19 protein-coding genes are annotated in these 18,246 nt (G+C 64.1%); 9 read left to right on the top strand and 10 right to left on the bottom strand.

The window, feature by feature from the left end; genetic code table 11:
* Positions 1 to 75 precede the first annotated feature (75 nt).
* The 4 genes from PNI01S_RS28525 to ppk2 all read left to right on the top strand — a co-directional run bounded on the left by PNI01S_RS28525 (position 76) and on the right by ppk2 (position 2,766).
* On the top strand, positions 76 to 231 hold the full coding sequence (locus PNI01S_RS28525; protein WP_167632568.1) for a hypothetical protein: 156 nt from the start codon (positions 76 to 78) through the stop codon (positions 229 to 231).
* A gap of 337 nt (positions 232 to 568) precedes the next feature.
* On the top strand, positions 569 to 961 hold the full coding sequence (locus tag PNI01S_RS21515; RefSeq protein ID WP_024763328.1) for a hypothetical protein: 393 nt from the start codon (positions 569 to 571) through the stop codon (positions 959 to 961).
* A 146-nt stretch (positions 962 to 1,107) separates the two neighbouring features.
* Positions 1,108 to 1,560, top strand: a complete 453-nt coding sequence (locus PNI01S_RS21510) for a PaaI family thioesterase (protein ID WP_024763329.1) — start codon at positions 1,108 to 1,110, stop codon at positions 1,558 to 1,560.
* 288 nt (positions 1,561 to 1,848) lie between these two features.
* Positions 1,849 to 2,766 carry a polyphosphate kinase 2 gene (gene ppk2, locus PNI01S_RS21505; RefSeq protein WP_084359054.1) on the top strand — a complete coding sequence of 306 codons (918 nt, stop codon included), beginning with the start codon at positions 1,849 to 1,851 and terminating at the stop codon, positions 2,764 to 2,766.
* A gap of 69 nt (positions 2,767 to 2,835) precedes the next feature.
* Here ppk2 and PNI01S_RS21500 read toward each other — a convergent pair whose 3' ends face one another.
* Complete coding sequence (locus tag PNI01S_RS21500; RefSeq protein WP_084359052.1) at positions 2,836 to 4,071, bottom strand: tetratricopeptide repeat protein; 1,236 nt, start codon at positions 4,069 to 4,071, stop codon at positions 2,836 to 2,838.
* Positions 4,072 to 4,331: 260 nt separating this feature from the next.
* Here PNI01S_RS21500 and PNI01S_RS21495 point away from each other — a divergent pair, with 260 nt between their 5' ends.
* Positions 4,332 to 5,045, top strand: coding sequence for an MORN repeat-containing protein (locus tag PNI01S_RS21495; protein WP_084359050.1), 714 nt, complete (start codon positions 4,332 to 4,334; stop codon positions 5,043 to 5,045).
* Between the two features lie 383 nt (positions 5,046 to 5,428).
* Here the strand turns inward: PNI01S_RS21495 and PNI01S_RS21490 are convergent, their stop codons facing one another.
* Complete coding sequence (locus tag PNI01S_RS21490; RefSeq protein WP_084359048.1) at positions 5,429 to 6,346, bottom strand: hypothetical protein; 918 nt, start codon at positions 6,344 to 6,346, stop codon at positions 5,429 to 5,431.
* A 236-nt stretch (positions 6,347 to 6,582) separates the two neighbouring features.
* Here PNI01S_RS21490 and PNI01S_RS28565 point away from each other — a divergent pair, with 236 nt between their 5' ends.
* Positions 6,583 to 7,140: a hypothetical protein gene (locus PNI01S_RS28565; protein ID WP_196912642.1), complete on the top strand. Its 558-nt coding sequence runs from the start codon at positions 6,583 to 6,585 to the stop codon at positions 7,138 to 7,140.
* 59 nt (positions 7,141 to 7,199) lie between these two features.
* On the opposite strand, the gene PNI01S_RS28690 is transcribed toward PNI01S_RS28565, so the two are convergent.
* The 8 genes from PNI01S_RS28690 to pobA all read right to left on the bottom strand — a co-directional run bounded on the left by PNI01S_RS28690 (position 7,200) and on the right by pobA (position 15,484).
* Positions 7,200 to 7,667 carry a hypothetical protein gene (locus PNI01S_RS28690; protein WP_256576704.1) on the bottom strand — a complete coding sequence of 156 codons (468 nt, stop codon included), beginning with the start codon at positions 7,665 to 7,667 and terminating at the stop codon, positions 7,200 to 7,202.
* Positions 7,664 to 8,176 carry a hypothetical protein gene (locus PNI01S_RS21475; protein ID WP_084359046.1) on the bottom strand — a complete coding sequence of 171 codons (513 nt, stop codon included), beginning with the start codon at positions 8,174 to 8,176 and terminating at the stop codon, positions 7,664 to 7,666. The genes PNI01S_RS28690 and PNI01S_RS21475 overlap by 4 nt, the downstream gene beginning before the upstream one ends.
* Before the next feature lie 5 nt (positions 8,177 to 8,181).
* Positions 8,182 to 8,760 (bottom strand): hypothetical protein, encoded by a 579-nt coding sequence (locus tag PNI01S_RS21470; RefSeq protein WP_037011605.1) that lies wholly within the window; start codon positions 8,758 to 8,760, stop codon positions 8,182 to 8,184.
* 456 nt (positions 8,761 to 9,216) lie between these two features.
* Positions 9,217 to 9,837, bottom strand: coding sequence for an HNH endonuclease (locus PNI01S_RS21465; RefSeq protein WP_196912643.1), 621 nt, complete (start codon positions 9,835 to 9,837; stop codon positions 9,217 to 9,219).
* Between the two features lie 61 nt (positions 9,838 to 9,898).
* Positions 9,899 to 11,053: a catalase family protein gene (locus tag PNI01S_RS21460; protein WP_084359044.1), complete on the bottom strand. Its 1,155-nt coding sequence runs from the start codon at positions 11,051 to 11,053 to the stop codon at positions 9,899 to 9,901.
* A gap of 347 nt (positions 11,054 to 11,400) precedes the next feature.
* Positions 11,401 to 13,311, bottom strand: coding sequence for a di-heme-cytochrome C peroxidase (locus PNI01S_RS21455; protein ID WP_084359042.1), 1,911 nt, complete (start codon positions 13,309 to 13,311; stop codon positions 11,401 to 11,403).
* 183 nt (positions 13,312 to 13,494) lie between these two features.
* A complete protein-coding gene (locus PNI01S_RS21450; RefSeq protein ID WP_084359040.1) occupies positions 13,495 to 14,115 on the bottom strand; it encodes a sigma-70 family RNA polymerase sigma factor in 621 nt (206 codons plus the stop codon).
* A 184-nt stretch (positions 14,116 to 14,299) separates the two neighbouring features.
* Complete coding sequence (gene pobA, locus PNI01S_RS21445) at positions 14,300 to 15,484, bottom strand: 4-hydroxybenzoate 3-monooxygenase (protein ID WP_084359038.1); 1,185 nt, start codon at positions 15,482 to 15,484, stop codon at positions 14,300 to 14,302.
* Positions 15,485 to 15,601: 117 nt separating this feature from the next.
* On the opposite strand from pobA, the gene PNI01S_RS21440 reads away from it, so the two are divergent.
* From PNI01S_RS21440 to pcaH, 3 genes are all read left to right on the top strand, one after another.
* Positions 15,602 to 16,471, top strand: coding sequence for a helix-turn-helix domain-containing protein (locus tag PNI01S_RS21440; RefSeq protein ID WP_420902319.1), 870 nt, complete (start codon positions 15,602 to 15,604; stop codon positions 16,469 to 16,471).
* A gap of 6 nt (positions 16,472 to 16,477) precedes the next feature.
* Entirely contained in the window at positions 16,478 to 17,407 is a 930-nt protein-coding gene (gene pcaQ / locus PNI01S_RS21435) for a pca operon transcription factor PcaQ (RefSeq protein WP_084359036.1), read from the top strand.
* Positions 17,408 to 17,524: 117 nt separating this feature from the next.
* Positions 17,525 to 18,244, top strand: a complete 720-nt coding sequence (pcaH, locus tag PNI01S_RS21430; protein WP_024763337.1) for a protocatechuate 3,4-dioxygenase subunit beta — start codon at positions 17,525 to 17,527, stop codon at positions 18,242 to 18,244.
* The last annotated feature ends 2 nt before the right edge of the window (positions 18,245 to 18,246 follow it).

Raw genomic sequence — 18,246 nt, 5'->3', positions numbered from 1 at the left:
GTCGCAGGCAGCCTTTGAATCCTTCCCCTCGCGTGCTAATCCAAAACATGAGGCATACGAATTCAGGAGGCAGGTATGACTCGACATCGCAAGCGGTTGACCCCGCAAGTCATCGAAGACCTGCAGGACCGCACGGACGCCCAGGAAGAGCTGGACTTCATAGAGCGTCGTGAAGTGCGCAAGAACCGCTCGGGCGAACGGAGGCCACGCACCCTCGCTGGCGCGGGCTGAGCAAGCGGGCCTCAGGGCCCGGCCGCACCGGCGCGTGCGCCAGCCAGTGGGACATGCCAGGGCCGATTCGGCTTCCCGCCGGGCCGGCCTTGCCTGATGTTGGCCTGTAGTCATTCACTTTGTCGGAGCGCCTCTGCCGATCCGCGTCGTCAGCCTTTTTCCGTCATCCGTTTCCGGGCTGTAACCGGCATTTTAGAGCGCCCCGGATCTGTAACTTCGTGCTTACTCAATAGTCGGTGTCTTACAAAATACAGACTGAAAACTTGAACTGCTTCACATAAACTCGGGTCTTCCGTTAGCGCATTTCGCTCTACCCGCAGCCGTCAGAAGTAACCCCATGGAAAACCACAGTACCCCCCTGGGTCCGGTTCCCGCTCATCTGGTCCGTGAAGCCGTGGCCAAGAAGACCGGCCTGGGATGGGTGGTCGAGTTCAACGTTGCCACCTGGCTCAACCTGGCTGTGCGCGACGACACCGCTGTAGCCCTCAAGATCAGCTACCTGGACGGCGACAAGCCCCGCGAAGTGCTGGTCGACAAGGGCAGCATCTTCGGCGCCCAGCGCATCCTGCTGTGCGGCATCGCCCGCCTGGGGGTGAACCAGAAGCTAGAGTCCATGAGCCTGTCGCTGGAAACACGCTCGCCGATCCAGTCGCTGCTGGTAGAGGAACTCTTCGTCCAGGCCGTCGAGCGCCAGAGCGAAAAGAAGAGTGGCACCCGCAAGGCGCGCTGACCACCCGTGGCGAGGGGCGCCGGTGGGGCGCCTGAGCGCTGCAATCGACGGGCATTCCCGCCGTGCATGAAGCTTCGCCGGGCTTGCGATCCGCCGGTCGGAGCGGGGAATATCGCCTGGCCCCACTCGTTGCACCAGGAAGCCCCATGCCCCTCGATATCGAACAGCTCAAGCTCTACACCGCACACCGTGGCATCGCCATTCCCATGCTCGACCTCCTGCAGTTCCGCCATGCCCCGGCGGAGGACGGCAACGGCCCCGGTCGGCTGGTGGTGCGCGTCGAACCGCAGCACGTGAACGGCTGGGCCAACGCCCATGGCGGGCTGATCATGACCCTGCTCGATGTCGCCATGGCCCTGAGTGCCAGCGATGCCGACGAAGCCGGCCGCGGCGTGGTGACGGTGGAAATGAAGACCAATTTCCTGCGGCCGGGCGGGGAGGTGGGCGAAGTGCTGGAAGCCCTTGGCAGCGTCCGCCACCACACGCGCTCCATCGCCTTCTGCGAGGCCGAGTTGCGCAATAGCGCGGGCGTGGCCGTGGCGTCCGCCTCGGGCACCTTCAAGTACGTCAACAAGCCGCGCCCGCTGGCTGACGCCTGAGCATTTTCCTCCCCGCATAGTCACTTCCCCACGGCCGCGGACGGATGTTCGCGGCCTTTTCCCCGGGCTGATAGCGCTTCGATACCAGCACCGCTCGGCGGCTCGGCGTGCGTTCTTAAGATCTTCTTAATTCATCGGGTGTCCTATCAAGGGACGCTCTAGCACGGGCTTTGCAAGAAACTTCTTTCACTGGTTGTAATGAATTCGTCATAAAGCGTGACTACATTTTTCTGTCATGAAAGTGTCACTCAATGTGGCTGAGCCAGTGACGGCACAAGGCAACCCACCATGCTGCTCGATGACAAGAACTTCCCACGGCGCGTCCAGCGCGACCTGCAGGACGACCGCGACGAAGAGCTCGAACTCGAACTGTTCGACGAACTCTACGATTTCGAAGGGCTGCGCCACGGCAGCCTGCAAACCCATGAAGAACGCCTGGCGCGCCAGCGCTACTTCCACACCCTGTTCAGCCTGCAGGCCGAGCTGGTCAAGCTGCAGAACTGGGTGGTGAAGACCGGCCACAAGGTGGTCATCCTCTTCGAGGGCCGCGACGCGGCGGGCAAGGGCGGCGTGATCAAGCGCATCACCCAGCGCCTCAATCCGCGCGTGTGCCGGGTCGCCGCGCTGCCCGCGCCGAACGACCGCGAGCAGACCCAGTGGTACTTCCAACGCTACGTCTCGCACCTGCCGGCGGCGGGGGAGATCGTCCTGTTCGACCGCAGCTGGTACAACCGCGCCGGGGTCGAGCGGGTAATGGGCTTCTGTACCGACGGCCAGTACGAGGAGTTCTTCCGCAGCGTGCCCGAGTTCGAGCGCATGCTGGTGCGGTCCGGCATCCAGGTCATCAAGTACTGGTTTTCCATTTCCGACGAGGAACAGCACTACCGTTTCCTCAGCCGAATCCATGATCCGCTCAAACAATGGAAGCTCAGCCCCATGGACCTGGAATCGCGCCGCCGCTGGGAGTCCTACACCAAGGCGAAGGAAATCATGCTCGAGCGCACCCACATCCCCGAGGCGCCCTGGTGGATCGTGCAGGCCGACGACAAGAAGCGCGCACGGCTGAACTGCATCAGCCACCTGTTGAGCCAGATTCCCTACCAGGAAGTGCACCTGCCCGCTGTCAGCCTGCCCGAGCGGCAGCGCCACGAAGGCTACCGCCGGCATCCCACGCCGCAGGAGTTGCAGGTGCCGGAAGTCTACTGACCGGCCGCGGGCGCTTTCGCAGGATGGCGGGGAGTCGCGCCACCGGCGCGATTCGCACTCGGGGATCAATCACGCCAGGCTGCGCACCGTGCAGCGGCCGTCCGCGATGGCGTCGCAGAGGAAGTACGGCATCCATTCCTCCCAGTGCCCCTTGGCCACTGGCGATTCGTAACGGCACAGCAGCGTGCCTTCGGCTTCGAACAGGCCCCAGGGCTGCAGCTCGCCGTCCTTCAGCTTGCTCGGCACCTTGATGCCCTGGTAGCTGACGTTGCAGCCCACATGGAAGGCTTCCATCCGCCAGCGCACCGGCTCGTGCGCGGGGAAGGGCTGCGCCTCCAGGAAGCCGAACAGTTCGTCATGGTTCAGCAGGCTCTGGCGGATGGTCGGCCACAGGCTGCGGCGCAGGAAGTACTGGTCGGCGAAGCGCGGATGCGCCTTCTCATCCTTCAGGTACTGGGCGATCAGCTCGCGGATGCCCGGCAGGTTCGGGTTGTGACAGCCAGCCCACATGCCCGCCAGCAGCAGTTCGGTGTGGCTGAAGTAATCGCGCATGTGGTGATACCAGTAGCCACTCCGCAGCCACGCCTCAACGGCCGCCCGGTCGCGTTCGGAGAGCAGCGAGTCGGCATCGCGCACCTGGAAGCGCGAGACTTCGCGGTCCTCCATCACCAGGAAGCGCCACATCGTCGACGGGATCGAAGCGCGTGTCGCCGCGTCCACCAGCACCACCTGCGCCCCGGCTTTCGCCAGGCGATCCAGCACCGTCGGCGGCACCGTGTCGTCCACGTAGAAGCGGCAGCGCCATTGCGGGAACAGCTCGCGTGCGGCTTCCACGTTCTTCAGCGCGCTCTCGCAATAGCGGGGGCGGGCGCCGAACAGCGAAAACACGATCAGGTTGCGTTCCGGGGTTGAGCCGTCAAACGGCGGGGGCGGCGTATCGGGCAGGGGATAGGCGGGGAGCTGGCCGTACTTGCGATCTGCCACGCTCAGCGACAGGTTGCCGTAGCGGCGCACCAGGTCTTCCCGCTTCAGCCAGCCGCAAACCTCCGTCAGCCCGTCCAGCGCGGTGTCCGGCATCCTGTCTTCGCACAGCGTATTCAGCAGCTTGAGGTAGGTCTTGTAGGCCTGTTCGTAGTCTTTGGTGCGCATCAGGCACAGGGCGTAGTCCGTCAGCAGCGTCGGATTGTTCGGCGAGAGCTGCAGCGCCTGACGCGCCACGTCGCGGCCCTGGCGGTAATTGCCTGCCGCCAGGGCGGCGCGGAAGGTGGCGGCCAGCTTTTGGAACTTCTTCTCGACGGCAGACATGCAGAAACTCTCCAGGGCAGGAGGGCGGCGGGTATTTCTGCCCGGAATGAGCAAGCCCGCGCGCCCTCGTTTGCATGGAGCGCAAGGCTAGGGAGCGGGGGGAGAGGGCTCTATCGGATATTTCCTGCGCGCGGCGGCGATAAGTACGAAGTCTCCTTCGCGCCGCCGCTGTCTCCCGGCTAGCGGTGATATCGGCCCGCCACTATTCTTTGCCGGCAGGAAAGCCATCGGGCCCTGAAGCCTTGTCAGCGGGTGATCGAATGAATCGAATCGGACTGGCGAGTCTGCTCGCCATGCTTGTCAGCGCAGCGGGCCTTGCCGGCGAGTTCGCCAGAACGGACAAGGGCTGCCTGGTTCAGGACTGGAACGCCCAGCGCTCCAATCCCAGCTACATCTGGTCCGGCCAGTGCGTAGGCGGTTTCGCCGACGGCAAGGGCATCCTCCTGTCGCTGGTGGACGGCCAGGTGTTCTCCACCACCGAGGGCACCCTGCGCAAGGGCAGTTTCAACGGCCCCGCGGTGATCCAGTGGGCCAAGGGCGACCGCTACGAAGGCGAGTTGCAGAACGGCACGCTCAGCGGCCACGGCACCTATCGCTACCCGAATGGCACCACCGCCAGCGGCGTGTTCAGCAACAGCCAGTTGGTGCAGGCCGATGCCCCGGCTGCGCCGGCCGGTGGCAGCCAGAGCGCCGGTGACGCAGCGGTTTCCGGCGAAGTCGGCTCGGTCGACCTCACCGGCGGCTGCCAGGCAGCGCAGCAGAAGGGCCACTCCTACATGGAACGGCTCGGCCAGCAAGCCAACAACCAGGACCTTGGCATTTGCGGCTCCGCCAGGGCGATGCACAAGATCGGCGAGATGACCGTGCGCGTCGCCGAGCTCTGCCATGAAATACCCACCTGGACGCAACTGCGCGACGAAGGCCAGCGCATCATCCGTGAAAGCCAGGAAACCATGGACGGCTCCTGCGGCTGAGGTCGCCATGTACTTAGGATGGATTGGAGTGCTGCTCTATCCATCGCCGTTGCGACTGCTGTTCCGATGATTCGCCGGAAGGTTCGTTCCTGCCGGAACCGGCCGGGCAATTGGCCTCTTCTGGAAGGGCTGCGCAGCTCTCCCCATCCCTGGCTGCACGCTTTGCTTCGAAGGGAAAGGGTTGATCGCGCAGGGCCGGACGGACACCGGTTCCTTGTTCGCGAACCCACTCGGCACTCCATTGAAAAAGCCGTCCCGAGGACGGCTTTTTCGTCACTGCGCCAGCCGGCTGCAATCAGTGCCAGAACAGCGCGATCAGAATGATTATCGGGATTGGAACGCCGAGGAAATACAGAAGAATCGAGCGCATGGTGTGCCTCCGGTCAGTGGGCAGGACGGGACTGCGTGGAATGCAGCGTGCGGGTATTGGTCAGCAGCACCACCGCATCGCGGCGACGGCCACCGTGGATGGCCAGGAAGCTGGCGAAGAAGGCGCCGCAGAGCAGGGCCACGAACATCCACAACGCCGAGGCGGCGGCCACCTTGCGGGCAGTGTCGGCCGCTTGCTGTGCTTTCAGCTTGGCCTGCTGGGCCGCAGCGAATACCTGGTCGATGCGCTGCTCGGCTTCCGCCTGGCTGATCTCGGTACGCTGCGAAACCACGCGGGCGAGATAGCTGCGATCGTCCGCGCTCAACTGCCCGTCGGCCAGGCCGCGCAGGAAGATGCGCGTGGCGATGGCATGGGCGGCGTCGTCACTGACGGCCACCGGGCGGTTGTCGCGGAACAGCATGTCGATGAAGTACGCCGAGCCGCCGTCCGTGCCACTGGCGCTGGCGTTCGAACCCGCGGCAGCGGCGGCGGTGGTTGCCGCGGAAGCCCCGGCCTGCACGCCACCGCCGACGATATTGCTGACCGAGCCCACCACCAGCGTCGCGGTTACCAGCGTCGCCACGGCCCAGGCGAGGAAGCCGTGCGCGGTGTCGCGGAAATACACCTCGTCGTCATGCAGCGTTGCCCAGCGCGCGCGCAGGCGCCCGGCAGTGTAGCCACCCAGGCCCGAGGCGAGGATCTGCGTCAGCATCAGCCAGACGATGGTGGAAACGCCTATCTGCTTGAGCGTCGCGCCATCGCCCGGCCAGGGCGACACCGCGGAAAAGCCCAGGCCGAAGCCCAGGATGATCAGGATCAGGGACAGCGCCGCCGCCCCGGCGGCTCCGGCGAATACCGCCGCCCAGGACACCCCCGAATGGTCGGTGGTATCCACGGCAGTGGTGGCGTAGGCATCGGTCGTTGTAATCATTGCTGACTGCTCCGTGAAAGAGAGGTGGAAGCCTCCGTCTTTCCGCTGCAGCGGCTATGCCAGGTGTAACAAAATAATATTTCTAGTCTAATCAATGGCTTGTAAAATCTCGGCGGCCGATGGCCATGCAGATTGCAGGATCGGGCCCGCGCAGCGCCGCAGATTGCATGCTCGGGGAACGGCTGGCTTATAGTTCCTGCTACCCCAGCCAACGTACCTGACAGAGCAGGGCGCCCATGACCCTCGAACCCACCACCCTGCTATGGGGCGCTCCCGTGCTGATGCTGCTGGGCGGCTACCTGCTGACCCGCTGTATCGGCCGGCTGCGCCGCATCATCTTCCCGGCCGTGCGCCAGCGCTGGGCCGACGCCACGCGCCCGCAAACGGTCGCCTTGCCACGCGCCGGGCGCTACGTCATCAACATCGTCTTCCCGGCCTTCACCGTGGTTACCGGTACCGCCTATTTCTCCGCCGACTTCGCCATCACCGCCCGCGCCTCCGGCCAGCCCGTGCCGTACCAGCGCTATAGCCGTTTCAACCTGTTCAGCGTGCGGCGCAGCGACATGGGCGGCAACTCCAGCAACCCACTGGGCGAGTTCAGCTGCAGCGAACCCGGCGATTACCAGGTCACCTGCCTGACCCCGGAACACATCCGCCCCGGCTTCCAGTTGGAAGTCTCGCCCCATGTCTCGCCGGCCACCTTCGTCCCGCTGATCCTCGGCACCATCCTTTCGGCGGCGATGACCATCGGTGGATTGGTCTTCACCGTCCTCAAGCTGACCGGCCGGCTCTGATTTTTGTGTGACGCCTCAGCAGGGAGGGCGAGGCTGATGCTGCGCCGCGCCCTGCGCCATCACGGCAGATCCCATTCCATCCGCAGCCCGATTTCCCGACGAAAATCGTCCAGCGCGGCGATGAACTGGTCGCGGTCGAACACTGCCGCTGGAATGTCGTAATACTCGGGAATGGGAGTGGGGTGGGTAATACACTCGCGCAACAAGCCGAAGCGCTCCCAGCGAACATGTTGCTCGTCTGCCACCTGTTCGACAGCGATCACCGCGCAGCTCAGGTCCAGGTCATCGGAGCACACCAGCAAAGGCACGACCGTCCTCCAGCCCGGTGCCACGGAATACGATCGATCCCAGATCAGCGCTGAATCGGTATCGCTGTAGAGGCCTGCATGAGCGCAGACCAAGTCGAGTTCTGCGCTTGCATCGTGTTGCGGCAACCAGACTTCCAGCGGCAGCCCGTCAATGCTCAGGGCTGGGTAAAAGTCCATGCTGTAGCGCGACTTGTACAGTTTGCAGGAGAGTCGATTCATTCGGTGCCCCAGGCCAGGGGCTTAGGGTTTTCCAACTCGAAGCGCCCGTCGCCGTGGCGCCTGATGCTCAGCCAGAGATCTTTTTCCGGTTCGAATCGCTGCAGCGCGATGGGTGACTCCTTCCAAGTGTCGAACTCGCCGTAGACCTCCTGCCGCCAATCGAAGTCCGGATTCCAAGACAGCGTGTAGGACACTGTGCCGTTCCCCGCGGCAATATGGATCGAGAAGACCTCCAGCGGCGAACCCCGGCAGGTGGCTGACTCCAGTAATTGCCAGAGTTCCGGCTCGCCAGGGCGGACCGTCTCCCAGGTAAATGCGATGACCGCGTCGATATCGTCCCACGCGGCTTGGGCCAGTGGTCGGACCGCCCGCAAATAAGACTCCGACGCTTCACCAGTAGGGTGCGCGACGTAGATCAGTCGCTGGCCGAACTGAAACTCGCACTGGCTGACTTCACCACAGGAGTTCCAGAATCCCAGCATCTGCGATGCAATCAGCTCGATACGCATGCCCGCTACTCTTTCGGATGCTCGTGCCAGGCCGCCGCAGTTCGCAGCATGGTTCGCGCGTTGGCATAGTCGACGGCATATTGCGGCTTGCGGGTGAAGGCCAGTGCACTCTTAGTGAATACCAGCAGGGGCTCGTTGCTACCGCGCTCCAGCTCCAGGCGGGCATTGATCGCGGTGAACTCCGGGCGGGCACTTAGCTTCTCGCGGCTCTGGATACGCTGCTCCAGCGGCAGTTCGCTCCAGGCGATGAAAGTCAGCACCGGCTCCAGCCCGGCCGGAAAAGTATCGCGCTCCAGGCGTTTGCCGAAGGTCAGGTACTTGGGCCCCAGGTCATCGGTGAAGTCCATCCACTGATCGCTATCGGCGATGCGCACCGGCAACATGTACGGCGAGTAAGCATCACGCTGGCGCATGCCGGCTTCTTCATCGAATCGCGAATACTGGATATCAGTCTTGTAGAGTTCGAAGAAGCGCAGGGTCGCATACTTGTCGAAAGCATTGACATTGTGCAGGGATTGATCCCAACTGCAGGCGGAAAGCGTAAGGGCGATGGCGAGCGGTAGGATGCCGAAAAGTTTGCGCATAAGTATCCCTGAGGCACTGATTCATCCTTGCGCCGCGCGACATCCGCGCCCGCAGCCCCTTAGTGAGGGGCGCGACATGGTAGCTAACTGACAGCCTTGAGCCAATTGCCTCTCCAGCTGCACCCATGCTTGAGCTTCCTAGCTCTGCAACCGCTTCGCCCAGCCTCGCCAGCCGCTGCGCCCGGCAATCAGCGAGCACCCGCCGAGCGCCTGAGCTCACCCAGAAAGCGTCCTGCCAATCCCGCTCTCGCATTCAGTTATCTCGCTAGGTTCTGCGCTGTTCAACATATTGCAGAGTTTCTATCGTGCGCCTCATTGTTTCCCCAACATTTCTGCCAACCTGCTGCTAATCAATTAACTCTCCAGCGTGGATCGAGCGTTTGTCCACGACGGTGGCGGTCGATATGAAAATTTTTAGAATAAGCAGTTAGCGCACTCAACTAATCGGAAGCTTGGTTAGCCAAAGTGTCTTTCGCGGTGGCAGTTTGGGCAAAGTGCAATGGCGTTCTGTACCGTATCCTCTCCGTTCTGAGCGAGTGGAGTTCGGTGATGTACTTCTAGATAGGGCGAGTTGTTCGATTTGCGTATGAAGGGTGCAGGTTTCTTGCAGCCTTCGCATTTCCCTTTCGCTCGCGCCAAGACTTCGGCTACTACATCGGGATTACGGTTGAACACCACCGTAGGAACTATCTTTCTACTTGGCTTCTTGGGAGCTTTAGCGAGGCGGGATCTTCGCTGTTCGCTGGTATCCTGCAGTGCTCGTTGCACTGATCGCTGGAAAAGGTCCAGCAGGACCTCTGCTTCATTCTGTGAACCTTGCCGATACTCCGCATACATCACCAGAGCTCGGCGATACATGTCCTTCCCGCGTGTATTCAGCGGCAGGATTTCCTCAGTTGGATCGAACCTCTGGCAAGTGTCGGCGAATGCTGCGCTGGTCTTGATATCGCCCAGCGAGAAGTCGCCATTATTGAAATGCGCAGTCATCCCTTGTAGGCGCCCGTCGATGGCACCGGTGTAGTGTTTGATGGTCTTGGGGCTTTTGCCTTGGGCAATCAACCAATCGTGAAACGTCATCTATCGCCAACTTTTTTGCCGCTGAATTTCAGTTACTGCGTCTCTTGTGAGTTGGACGGGACTATTCCCCGCCCACTCCATTGCGCTGATGCCGATAAACACTCACCGCCTCATAAACCGCCTTCCGCAACCGGTTGATCCCGCCAATTGGCTGGTGCTCCGGCAGGGCATGCCACGGGTTGTAGGAGATGTTGTCGCAGGCGAGGTTCTGCTCGCGGCTGTCGAAGTCCTGGGGCGGGATGCTGACGGTGGCGACGGTCTGGAAGGGAGCGTCGGATTCGCTCCATTCGACGCTGGTGTCTTCGATGGGCATGTATTTGCTCGGGTCCTGTTTCTGCACTTGCAGGGCGAAGCAGGCGGGGACGCGGTCGACCGAGAGTTGCTGGTACATGGCGGTGCGCAGGAAGTTGGGCAGTTTTTCGTTGAGCTTGGGCAACTGGTAGGCCGGGCAGCCTTCGGCCTGCGGGATGACGCGGAACTTGATGTTGTTCGCCTCGCCCAGCTTGTACGGCGCGATGCCGTTGTAGCCGGTTTCGAAGGGGCTGTCGGGCGCGGGGGCGAGGGTCTGCAGGGCGATGACCAGGTGGCGGATTTCCCAGGTGCTGGGCTTCCAGCTGGGGAAGAAGGCGGCGACCTTCTGGCCGCTGGCTTGCGCGGCGAAGTTCTGTCGGTATTCGGCGACGTCGCGGACGAAGAACACCGGGTGGTTGAACATGACGAAGTCCTGCTCGGTGTCGTGGCCCTTGCCGGGCATCAGCTTGGCACCGGGGACGTCGAGCAGTTTGATGGCCATGCCGCGGGCGTCGCGGGCGCTGTCGAACTGCGGGTAGGCGTTGCCGTTGGAGAAGCGGACCATGGCCTCCCACTTGTGGCCCGGTTCGGCGAACACGCCCTGGCGCAGGCCGGGGGCGATGTCGCTGGCGACCGTGACTTCGGCCTTCACGCAGCCGTGGGCCTTGGCGTGGGCGTCACGCAGCACGCGGGTGTTGTCGCGGTGCTGTTCGACGATGCGCACGGCGTCTTCGATGATGGCCTGGGTGAGCTGGGCTTCGCCCGGCGGGATTTCTTCCTGGGCGGAGACGGGGCCGGAGAATTTCCAGGCGTAGTAGAGGCTGCCGATGCCCCAGCCGAGCAGGCCGATGGCGGCGATGGCGAGCAGCAGACGGCCGAGCCATTTGCCGAGGAAGAGCCAGATTCGGGTGAGCAGGGAGCGCATGGCACGGGGTCCTTTGGTGTTTTCTTTTTGTGGAGGGGATTCCGTTCCCTGGCCCGTGCGGGCTGGCTGTGGAGCGTTTCCCTCTCCCTAGCCCTCTCCCTGAAGGGAGAGGGGATGGGGTCGGTGTTTCGGTGGTGCTTGGGAGCGGGCGGCTGGCCCTCGCCCCAGCCCTCTCCCAGGGGGAGAGGGGGCGGATCGGTGTTACAGGTTGCTGCGGAGCCTAGGGTTGCCTGTAGGAGCGAGCTTGCTCGCGAACCCGCTTCACTCTGGAGCGGTGGGGAGTCTGTTCGCGAGCAAGGACTAGGCGTCCCCCTCGGTCCTACAAAAGACAGTTCAGCGCTGGCCGGTTATTCGCACTTCGGCCCGGGCGTCCACGGTGGGGTGGGGACGTTCGGGTCGAGCTTGCTTTCGTATTCGGCGTTGCCCAGCACCTTCAGGTATTCCACCAGCGCCCAGCGTTCTTCCGGCGACAGGGCGCGGCCGATGACGCCGTCCTGGCGGCAGCCGTCGCGGAATTCGTGGCCGCGGTTGCTGTTGCCGGTGACGCTGGTCTTGTAGAGGAAGCCGCCGGGGAAGCGCTCGGTGCGGTAGCCGGCGAACTTGGGGTCGTACTCGAAACTGCCGACCCAGAACTGCGCATCGCGCTCGGCCACCGGGGAGAGCATCTGGAACAGGTTGGGCACCGAGCCGTTGTGCAGGAAGGGCGGGGTGGCCCAGATGCCGTCCAGCGGGCGGGCCTTGTAGGCGCGCAGTTCCTGCACGCCGATGGGCAGGCCGTAGCCGTTCATTTCCTGCTGCTGTGGCTCGCTGATATGCGCGTCGCGGTAGGCGCGCTGCTCGACGAAGGCGGTGACGTAGGCCAGGCCCTTGGCGGCGGAGATCTTCGACAGGTCCAGTGGCACGTCGCTCTGCGGGTAGAGGTGGACGTTCATGCCCTGCAGTTCGTCGGTCTTCAGCTTCAGCGCGCGGATGTCGAAGGTGTGGTCGGCGATGTTGTCGGCGGTGGTCGGGTCGGTGCCGATCTCTTTCGTGGACACCAGCTTCATGCGCCATTCGGGCACCCGGGCCGGGGCGATGTAGTCCTTGGCGCCGGGCTCCTTCACGTGCGGGCCGTGGCAGTAGACGCAGTTGGCCTGGAACAGAGCGCGGCCCTGGGAGGCTTTCTTCAGGTCGATCTCGCCGAAGACCTCTTTCGGCCAGGTCGGCGGCTTGAGCTGCTTGAGGGTTTCCTCGAGGGTGTAGAGGTCGCGCAGGCGCATGCTGGAGGCGTAGCGCTCATCGCCCATCACCGGCTTGCCGTCGCTTTCGAACAGGCGCAGGGTGGCGCCGACGCCGAGGGCTTCGCCGATGTTGCGGGCCATGGGCTGCATTGCCGAGCCGTTCCACTGCACCCAGTCGAATTTCCAGATGTCCCACACCTGCGGGTAGTTCACCGGGGCGTTGGCGACGCGGTAGTTGGAGGCGTCGATGCCATCGCCGAACACGCTGTTGGCGATACGGCCGAAGGCGTCGGCGCGGCCGGGGCCTTCCAGGGTCGGGTAGAGGCCGCGGTGGGTGTCGTTCCAGGCGGTGGAGACGAGGGTGCCGAGCACGTTGCGCACGTCGCGCTTGAGCGCGGCCTTGCCCTTGGGATAGCGATCGCCCAGTACGCCCTTGGCGAAGCGGTCGAACTTCCACGGCACGTAGTAGGTGGAGGCGAGGCTGGCGCCCAGCGCCTGGCCGAACGCGCCGCCGCGCAGGGTGGGCACGGTGGAGGCGATGGAGTGCATGGCCGCGCCGCCGTCGATGCGGATGGCGGTGCCTTTGTAGCGCAGCTCGCCGGTGTGGCAGGCGGAGCAGGTGATGTCCAGGTACCAGGCGCCGCTCTCGCCGTCCTGGTGGCGGGCGAAGCCGACCGGCAGGTTGCCGGGATTCTTTGCGGTGGCGGCCAGGGTGTCGTCAGGAGCGCGGCCGATCTGCTCGGGCTCGATGAGGAAGCCGAAGCGCGCAAGGTTTTCCGGGGAGGCGAACTTGTCCTTGTTGAAAGGCTGCTCGAGGTGGGTGAACCAGTCGTAGCGCAGGCCTTTCACCTGGGTGCCCTGGGGCGTGTAGTAGTAGGTTTCGCGGTCCTGTTTGGACCACTGCTCCTCGAGGTGGAGCATCTTCTGCGGCGGAGTGTATTCCGGCAGGTTGGGATGCGCGGTGTACCAGGCGATGAGGCCGCCGACGAGCAAGAGCAGCAGCAAAATCGCCAGTAGGACGCGTCCGAGAATGCGCATCGAAACTTCCTTGTTATGTGTGCGAAAAAGATTCGGACGTTTATGCCAACTGCGTGACGGATTGGCAAGGTGATGCCGCACCGAATTCAGGGTTTTTATGGCGGGTTACGGGGTGTGGCGGGGAGTTTCCGGATATACGGAGAGCGGATGTGCGGCGGCAGCCATCGTCTTTCAGGCAAGCGCCTAAGTCGCGGGGCGCAGCTCCATCAGCAGGCTCAGGCAGATCACCGCGCCGATCAGCACGCCGACCACGCTGGCGATGATCAGCGGCCAGCGCAGGCCGGGGCTGTCCTCTTCGTCATCGGGCAGGCGCGCATGGATGGCGGGCCAGAGTTCGTCCGGGGGCGGCAGTTCCGGCCAGGGTTCGTCGCTGGGCGGTGGGGAAGGGTGGCCGGCGAGCTGGTAGAGCAGGGCGATCATCCAGTCCAGCGCGGCGATTCGCGCGGGGTGATAGCGGTCGGCGTCGGTCCAGACGTGGAGGAAGGTGTCGACCAGCAGGGCGTCTGCCTGTGTCTGATCGGCCTTCAGCTTCAGCGCCAAGGGGTAGAGGCGCGGGGCGGTGCAGCGATACAGCGTGGCGAAGGCGCGCGCGTCTCCGTCGCCGCTTTCGGCGAGCAGGTAGCTGAGGAAGTTGGCTTCGTCCGGGTCGATGACGGCCTCCGGCGGTGTCGCGGCGAGCGATGTGGCTGGAGGGTAAGGATAGATCGTGATGCTTTTTGTAGGAGCGAGCTTGCTCGCGAACAGTCGTGCGAGTGGGTTCGCCTTTGGGGCGGTTCGCGAGCAAGCTCGCTCCTGCCCGATCAAGAGCCCCTCACCCTAACCCTCTCCCGCGAGCGGGAGAGGGGACCGTTCGGTGCAGGATGAAACCTCAACGTCAGCCGGCACGGACGACTCCCTCTCCCGCCGGGAGAGGGTTGGGGTGAGGGGAAAGCATCGGTACGAACAGCCAGGGAACGACGGTTGCTCCTGCAAGCTCGGTGAGTCGGCACTAAGCCACGTCCTCGAACGGCAACCCGACATAGTTCTCGGCAATGGTCGTGCGCCCGGCCTCGGAGCCGAGGAAGTAGTCCAGCTCGGTCTCCAGCATCCGCCGGGTGAAGGCGTCGCTGTCGGGGAACTGGTGCAGCATCGAGGTCATCCACCAGGAGAAGCGCTCGGCCTTCCAGATGCGCCGCAGGGCAATCGGCGAGTACTGCGCCAGCAAGTCGGTTCGGCCGTCGGCGTAGACTTTCACCAGGATGCGATGCAGCGCGTCAACGTCACTGGCCGCCAGGTTCAGTCCCTTCGCGCCGGTGGGCGGGACGATGTGCCCGGCGTCGCCGACCAGGAACAGCCGACCGTACTGCAGCGGCTCCACCACGAAGCTGCGCAGCGGGGCGATGCTCTTTTCCAGCGACGCCCCGGTCACCAACTGGCGCGCAACGTCCTCGGGAATACGGCGTTTGAGCTCGTCCCAGAAACGCCCGTCAGACCAATCCTCCACCTTCTCATCCAACCCTACCTGCAGGTAGTAGCGGCTACGGGTGGCGCTGCGCTGGCTGCACAGGCTGAAACCGCGCTCGCTGCTGGCGTAGATGAGTTCGTGGTTGACCGGCGGGGTGTCGCTGAGCAGGCCGAGCCAGCCGAAGGGGTAGACGCGTTCGAAGATGCTCAGGCGCTCGGCGGGAATGCTGCGCCGGGCCACGCCGTGGAAGCCGTCGCAGCCGGCGATGTAGTCGCAGTCCAGGCGCACGCGTTCGCCCTGATGGGTGAACGTGACGTAGGGCTTGTCGCTGGTGACGTCGTGCAGCTCCACGTCAGTCGCTTCATACACGCTCATCGCGCCGCTGGCTGCGCGGGCCTGCATCAGGTCGCGGGTGACTTCGGTCTGGCCGTACACCATCACCTGCTTGCCATCGGTGAGGGCCTTGAGGTCGATGCGCTCGCGGCGGCCGTTGAGCACCAGCTCGAAACCGTCGTGGAGCAACCCTTCGGCGTCCATCCGCGCGCCGGCTCCGGCTTCGCGCAGCAGGTCGGCGGTGCCCTGTTCGAGTACCCCGGCGCGGATGCGGCCGAGCACGTAGTCGGGGGTCTGGCGTTCGAGAATCACGGTGTCGATGCCAGCCTTGTGCAGCAGCTGGCCCAGCAGGAGGCCGGCAGGGCCGGCGCCGATAATGGCGACTTGGGTCTTCATGGCGTGGCTCCTTGGAGAGCGCTGTTGTTTTTGTCTCCTGCATTTTTTGTGGATGGGATCGGTCTTTGAAGGTAATTTCCAACAGTCTTCTTGGACTTTTCATGGATTCGGGCGGTGATCGAACAACGTGCTGACAATCCGGTCCCGGTGTTCCGCCTGTATGGCGAAACGACGGTTTGGCCGACGCCGGACCTGATCCACTGCGAGTCGATCGCCTCGCGCAGTCGCCTGCATGACTGGGAAATCCGCCCGCATCGCCATGGCGACCTGGTGCAACTGCTCTACGTGCAGGCCTGTGCGGCGGAGCTGGAGGTGGAGGGGCAGCTGACGCCGATCCGCGAGGCGTCGCTGCAGGTCACGCCGGCGCTGGCGGTGCATGGTTTTCGCTTCGCCGAGGACGTGCAGGGCTGGGTGCTGAGCATGGGTCTGCCACTGGCCGAACAGCTCGGTAGCCTGCTGGAAAGCACGGTGCTGGAGCAGCCGGCGTGCTTTGCCGTGGGCGAGGGCAAGCGTCACCTGGATGCGCTGTTCGAATCCATCGACCGCGAGTACGCCGGGCAGGCGCCGGGCCGCGACCTGATGCTGCAATCGCTGCTCAACATGCTGCTGGTCTGGCTCAGCCGCCGGGCGCTGGAGCAGTCCCGCGCGGAGGCAAGCCAGCAGGATCGCGGCGTCGAGCATCTGCAGGCGTTCTCCCGCCGGCTGGAGCAGGATTTCCGGTTGCATCGGCCCATCGAGCACTACGCGGCGGCGCTGGGCATCAGCGCCGCGCACCTCAATGCGCTGTGCCGGCGCCTGGCCGGGCAGTCGGCGCTGCAGATGATCCACCAGCGCCTGCTGCTGGAGGCCAAGCGCAACCTGGTGTACACAGCCATGACCATCCAGCAGGTGTCGGACAGCCTGGGCTTCTCCGAACCCGCGTATTTCTCCCGATTCTTCAAGCGTTATGCCGGGGTTTCGCCCCGCGCGTTCCGCGAGCTGCGTTGAGCCGCCATGAATATCGATTCGCGTATCAAGTTCCGCCACCTCGTGTGCTTCCTCGAAGTGGCCCGCCAGGGCAGCCTGGCCCGCGCGGCGGATGCCCTGGCCGTGAGCCAGCCGGCCATCTCGAAGACGCTCAAGGAGCTGGAGGACCTGCTCGAAGCCAGCCTGTTCGAGCGCGGCAAGAGCGGGGCCAGTCTGACGGAAGCGGGAGTAGCCTTCCTGCGCTACGCCGGCCCCTGCGTGCAGGCGCTGCGTGACGGCGTGAACAGCCTGCGCGGCGGCGAGTACGCCTCCAGCACGGTACGCCTGGGCGTGCTCTCCACCGTCGAAAGCCTGCTGATGCCGGAGACGGTGCGGCGCCTGCACGAGCGGCACCCGGCGCTGGTGGTCAGCGTGGTGACCGGGCCGAGTGCGCACCTGCTCTCGCAATTGCGTGTGGGCGAGCTGGACCTGGTGGTCGGTCGCATGACCGAAAGCCCGCAGATCCAGGGCCTCGCTTTCGAGCACCTGTACAGCGAGGCAATGACCCTGGTGGCCCGCGCCGGTCATCCGCTGCTGGGTCGCCCGCTGCCGCCCTCGGCGCTGGACGACTGGCCGCTGGTGCTGCCGCTGGCCGGCACCACCATCCGCAAGTCCGCCGACAGCCTGCTGGTGCAGAGCGGCCTCGGCCAGCCGCGCCAGAGGCTGGAAACCCTGTCCACGGTGCTCAGCCGCCGTTATGTATTGACCAGCGATGCGCTGTGGATCGCTCCGCTGGATTCGGTGCGCCTGGACCTGCGCTCCGGCGAGATGGTCGAACTGCCGCTGGATGTACAGGAACCGGGCGGTTCAGTGGGGATTTGCAGCAACTCGACGCTGCCGCTTTCCCTTGGCGCGCACTGGTGCCTGGAGGTACTGCGCGAGGTGGGAGAAGCCTATCGCAGCGAGACTTATCCATAACCCTATGGTTATGGATGGCGGGTATCTTTTCAATTTTCCAGGTCCGTTGGGCGGGTGACACTCTGCCGCACTGCCTGATGCAACAGGCTCCTATAAATCCAACAAGAGGAGACCGATATGTCCGACGCGGAAAACAGCCGCTTCGTCATTCGTGACCGAAACTGGCACCCCAAAGCCCTCACGCCCGACTACAAGACTTCCATCACCCGTTCCCCGCGCCAGGCGCTGGTGAGCATTCCGCAATCGGTTTCCGAAACCAGTGGCCCGGACTTCTCGCACCTGAAGATGGGCGAGCACGACAATGACCTGCTGCTCAACTTCAACAACGGTGGCCTGCCCATCGGTGAGCGCATCGTCGTTTCCGGCCGGGTCATGGACCAGTACGGCAAGCCTGTGCCGCATACCCTGGTGGAGATGTGGCAGGCCAACGCCGGCGGCCGTTATCGCCACAAGAACGACCGTTATCTCGCGCCGCTGGACCCGAACTTCGGCGGCGTCGGCCGTGCGCTGACCGACAGCGAAGGACGCTACGTCTTCCGCACCATCAAGCCCGGCCCGTATCCCTGGCGCAACGGCCCGAACGACTGGCGCCCGGCGCACATCCACTTCTCCATCAGCGGCCCGTCGATCTCCACGCGGCTGATCACCCAGCTGTACTTCGAGGGCGACCCGCTGATTCCGATGTGCCCCATCGTCAGGTCCATCGCCAACCCGGATGCGGTGGAAAGCCTGATCGCGAAGCTCGACATGAGCAACGCCAACCCCATGGACTGCCTGGCCTATCGCTTCGACATCGTGCTGCGCGGCCAGCGCAAGACCCATTTCGAGAACAAGTGAGG

It is taken from the genome of Pseudomonas nitroreducens NBRC 12694, assembly GCF_002091755.1.
Classification (GTDB): Bacteria; Pseudomonadota; Gammaproteobacteria; order Pseudomonadales; family Pseudomonadaceae; genus Pseudomonas; species Pseudomonas nitroreducens.
The sequence above is the reverse complement of the archived record's forward strand: the minus strand, read 5'-3'. Positions and strand labels throughout refer to the sequence as shown.

Coding starts and splice junctions, on each gene's coding strand:
- PNI01S_RS28525 (WP_167632568.1), top strand. CDS start 76: ATGACTCGACATCGCAAGCGGTTGACCCCGCAAGTCATCGAAGACCTG.
- PNI01S_RS21515 (WP_024763328.1), top strand. CDS start 569: ATGGAAAACCACAGTACCCCCCTGGGTCCGGTTCCCGCTCATCTGGTC.
- PNI01S_RS21510 (WP_024763329.1), top strand. CDS start 1,108: ATGCCCCTCGATATCGAACAGCTCAAGCTCTACACCGCACACCGTGGC.
- ppk2 (WP_084359054.1), top strand. CDS start 1,849: ATGCTGCTCGATGACAAGAACTTCCCACGGCGCGTCCAGCGCGACCTG.
- PNI01S_RS21500 (WP_084359052.1), bottom strand. CDS start 4,071: ATGTCTGCCGTCGAGAAGAAGTTCCAAAAGCTGGCCGCCACCTTCCGC.
- PNI01S_RS21495 (WP_084359050.1), top strand. CDS start 4,332: ATGAATCGAATCGGACTGGCGAGTCTGCTCGCCATGCTTGTCAGCGCA.
- PNI01S_RS21490 (WP_084359048.1), bottom strand. CDS start 6,346: ATGATTACAACGACCGATGCCTACGCCACCACTGCCGTGGATACCACC.
- PNI01S_RS28565 (WP_196912642.1), top strand. CDS start 6,583: ATGACCCTCGAACCCACCACCCTGCTATGGGGCGCTCCCGTGCTGATG.
- PNI01S_RS28690 (WP_256576704.1), bottom strand. CDS start 7,667: ATGAATCGACTCTCCTGCAAACTGTACAAGTCGCGCTACAGCATGGAC.
- PNI01S_RS21475 (WP_084359046.1), bottom strand. CDS start 8,176: ATGCGTATCGAGCTGATTGCATCGCAGATGCTGGGATTCTGGAACTCC.
- PNI01S_RS21470 (WP_037011605.1), bottom strand. CDS start 8,760: ATGCGCAAACTTTTCGGCATCCTACCGCTCGCCATCGCCCTTACGCTT.
- PNI01S_RS21465 (WP_196912643.1), bottom strand. CDS start 9,837: ATGACGTTTCACGATTGGTTGATTGCCCAAGGCAAAAGCCCCAAGACC.
- PNI01S_RS21460 (WP_084359044.1), bottom strand. CDS start 11,053: ATGCGCTCCCTGCTCACCCGAATCTGGCTCTTCCTCGGCAAATGGCTC.
- PNI01S_RS21455 (WP_084359042.1), bottom strand. CDS start 13,311: ATGCGCATTCTCGGACGCGTCCTACTGGCGATTTTGCTGCTGCTCTTG.
- pobA (WP_084359038.1), bottom strand. CDS start 15,484: ATGAAGACCCAAGTCGCCATTATCGGCGCCGGCCCTGCCGGCCTCCTG.
- pcaQ (WP_084359036.1), top strand. CDS start 16,478: ATGAATATCGATTCGCGTATCAAGTTCCGCCACCTCGTGTGCTTCCTC.
- pcaH (WP_024763337.1), top strand. CDS start 17,525: ATGTCCGACGCGGAAAACAGCCGCTTCGTCATTCGTGACCGAAACTGG.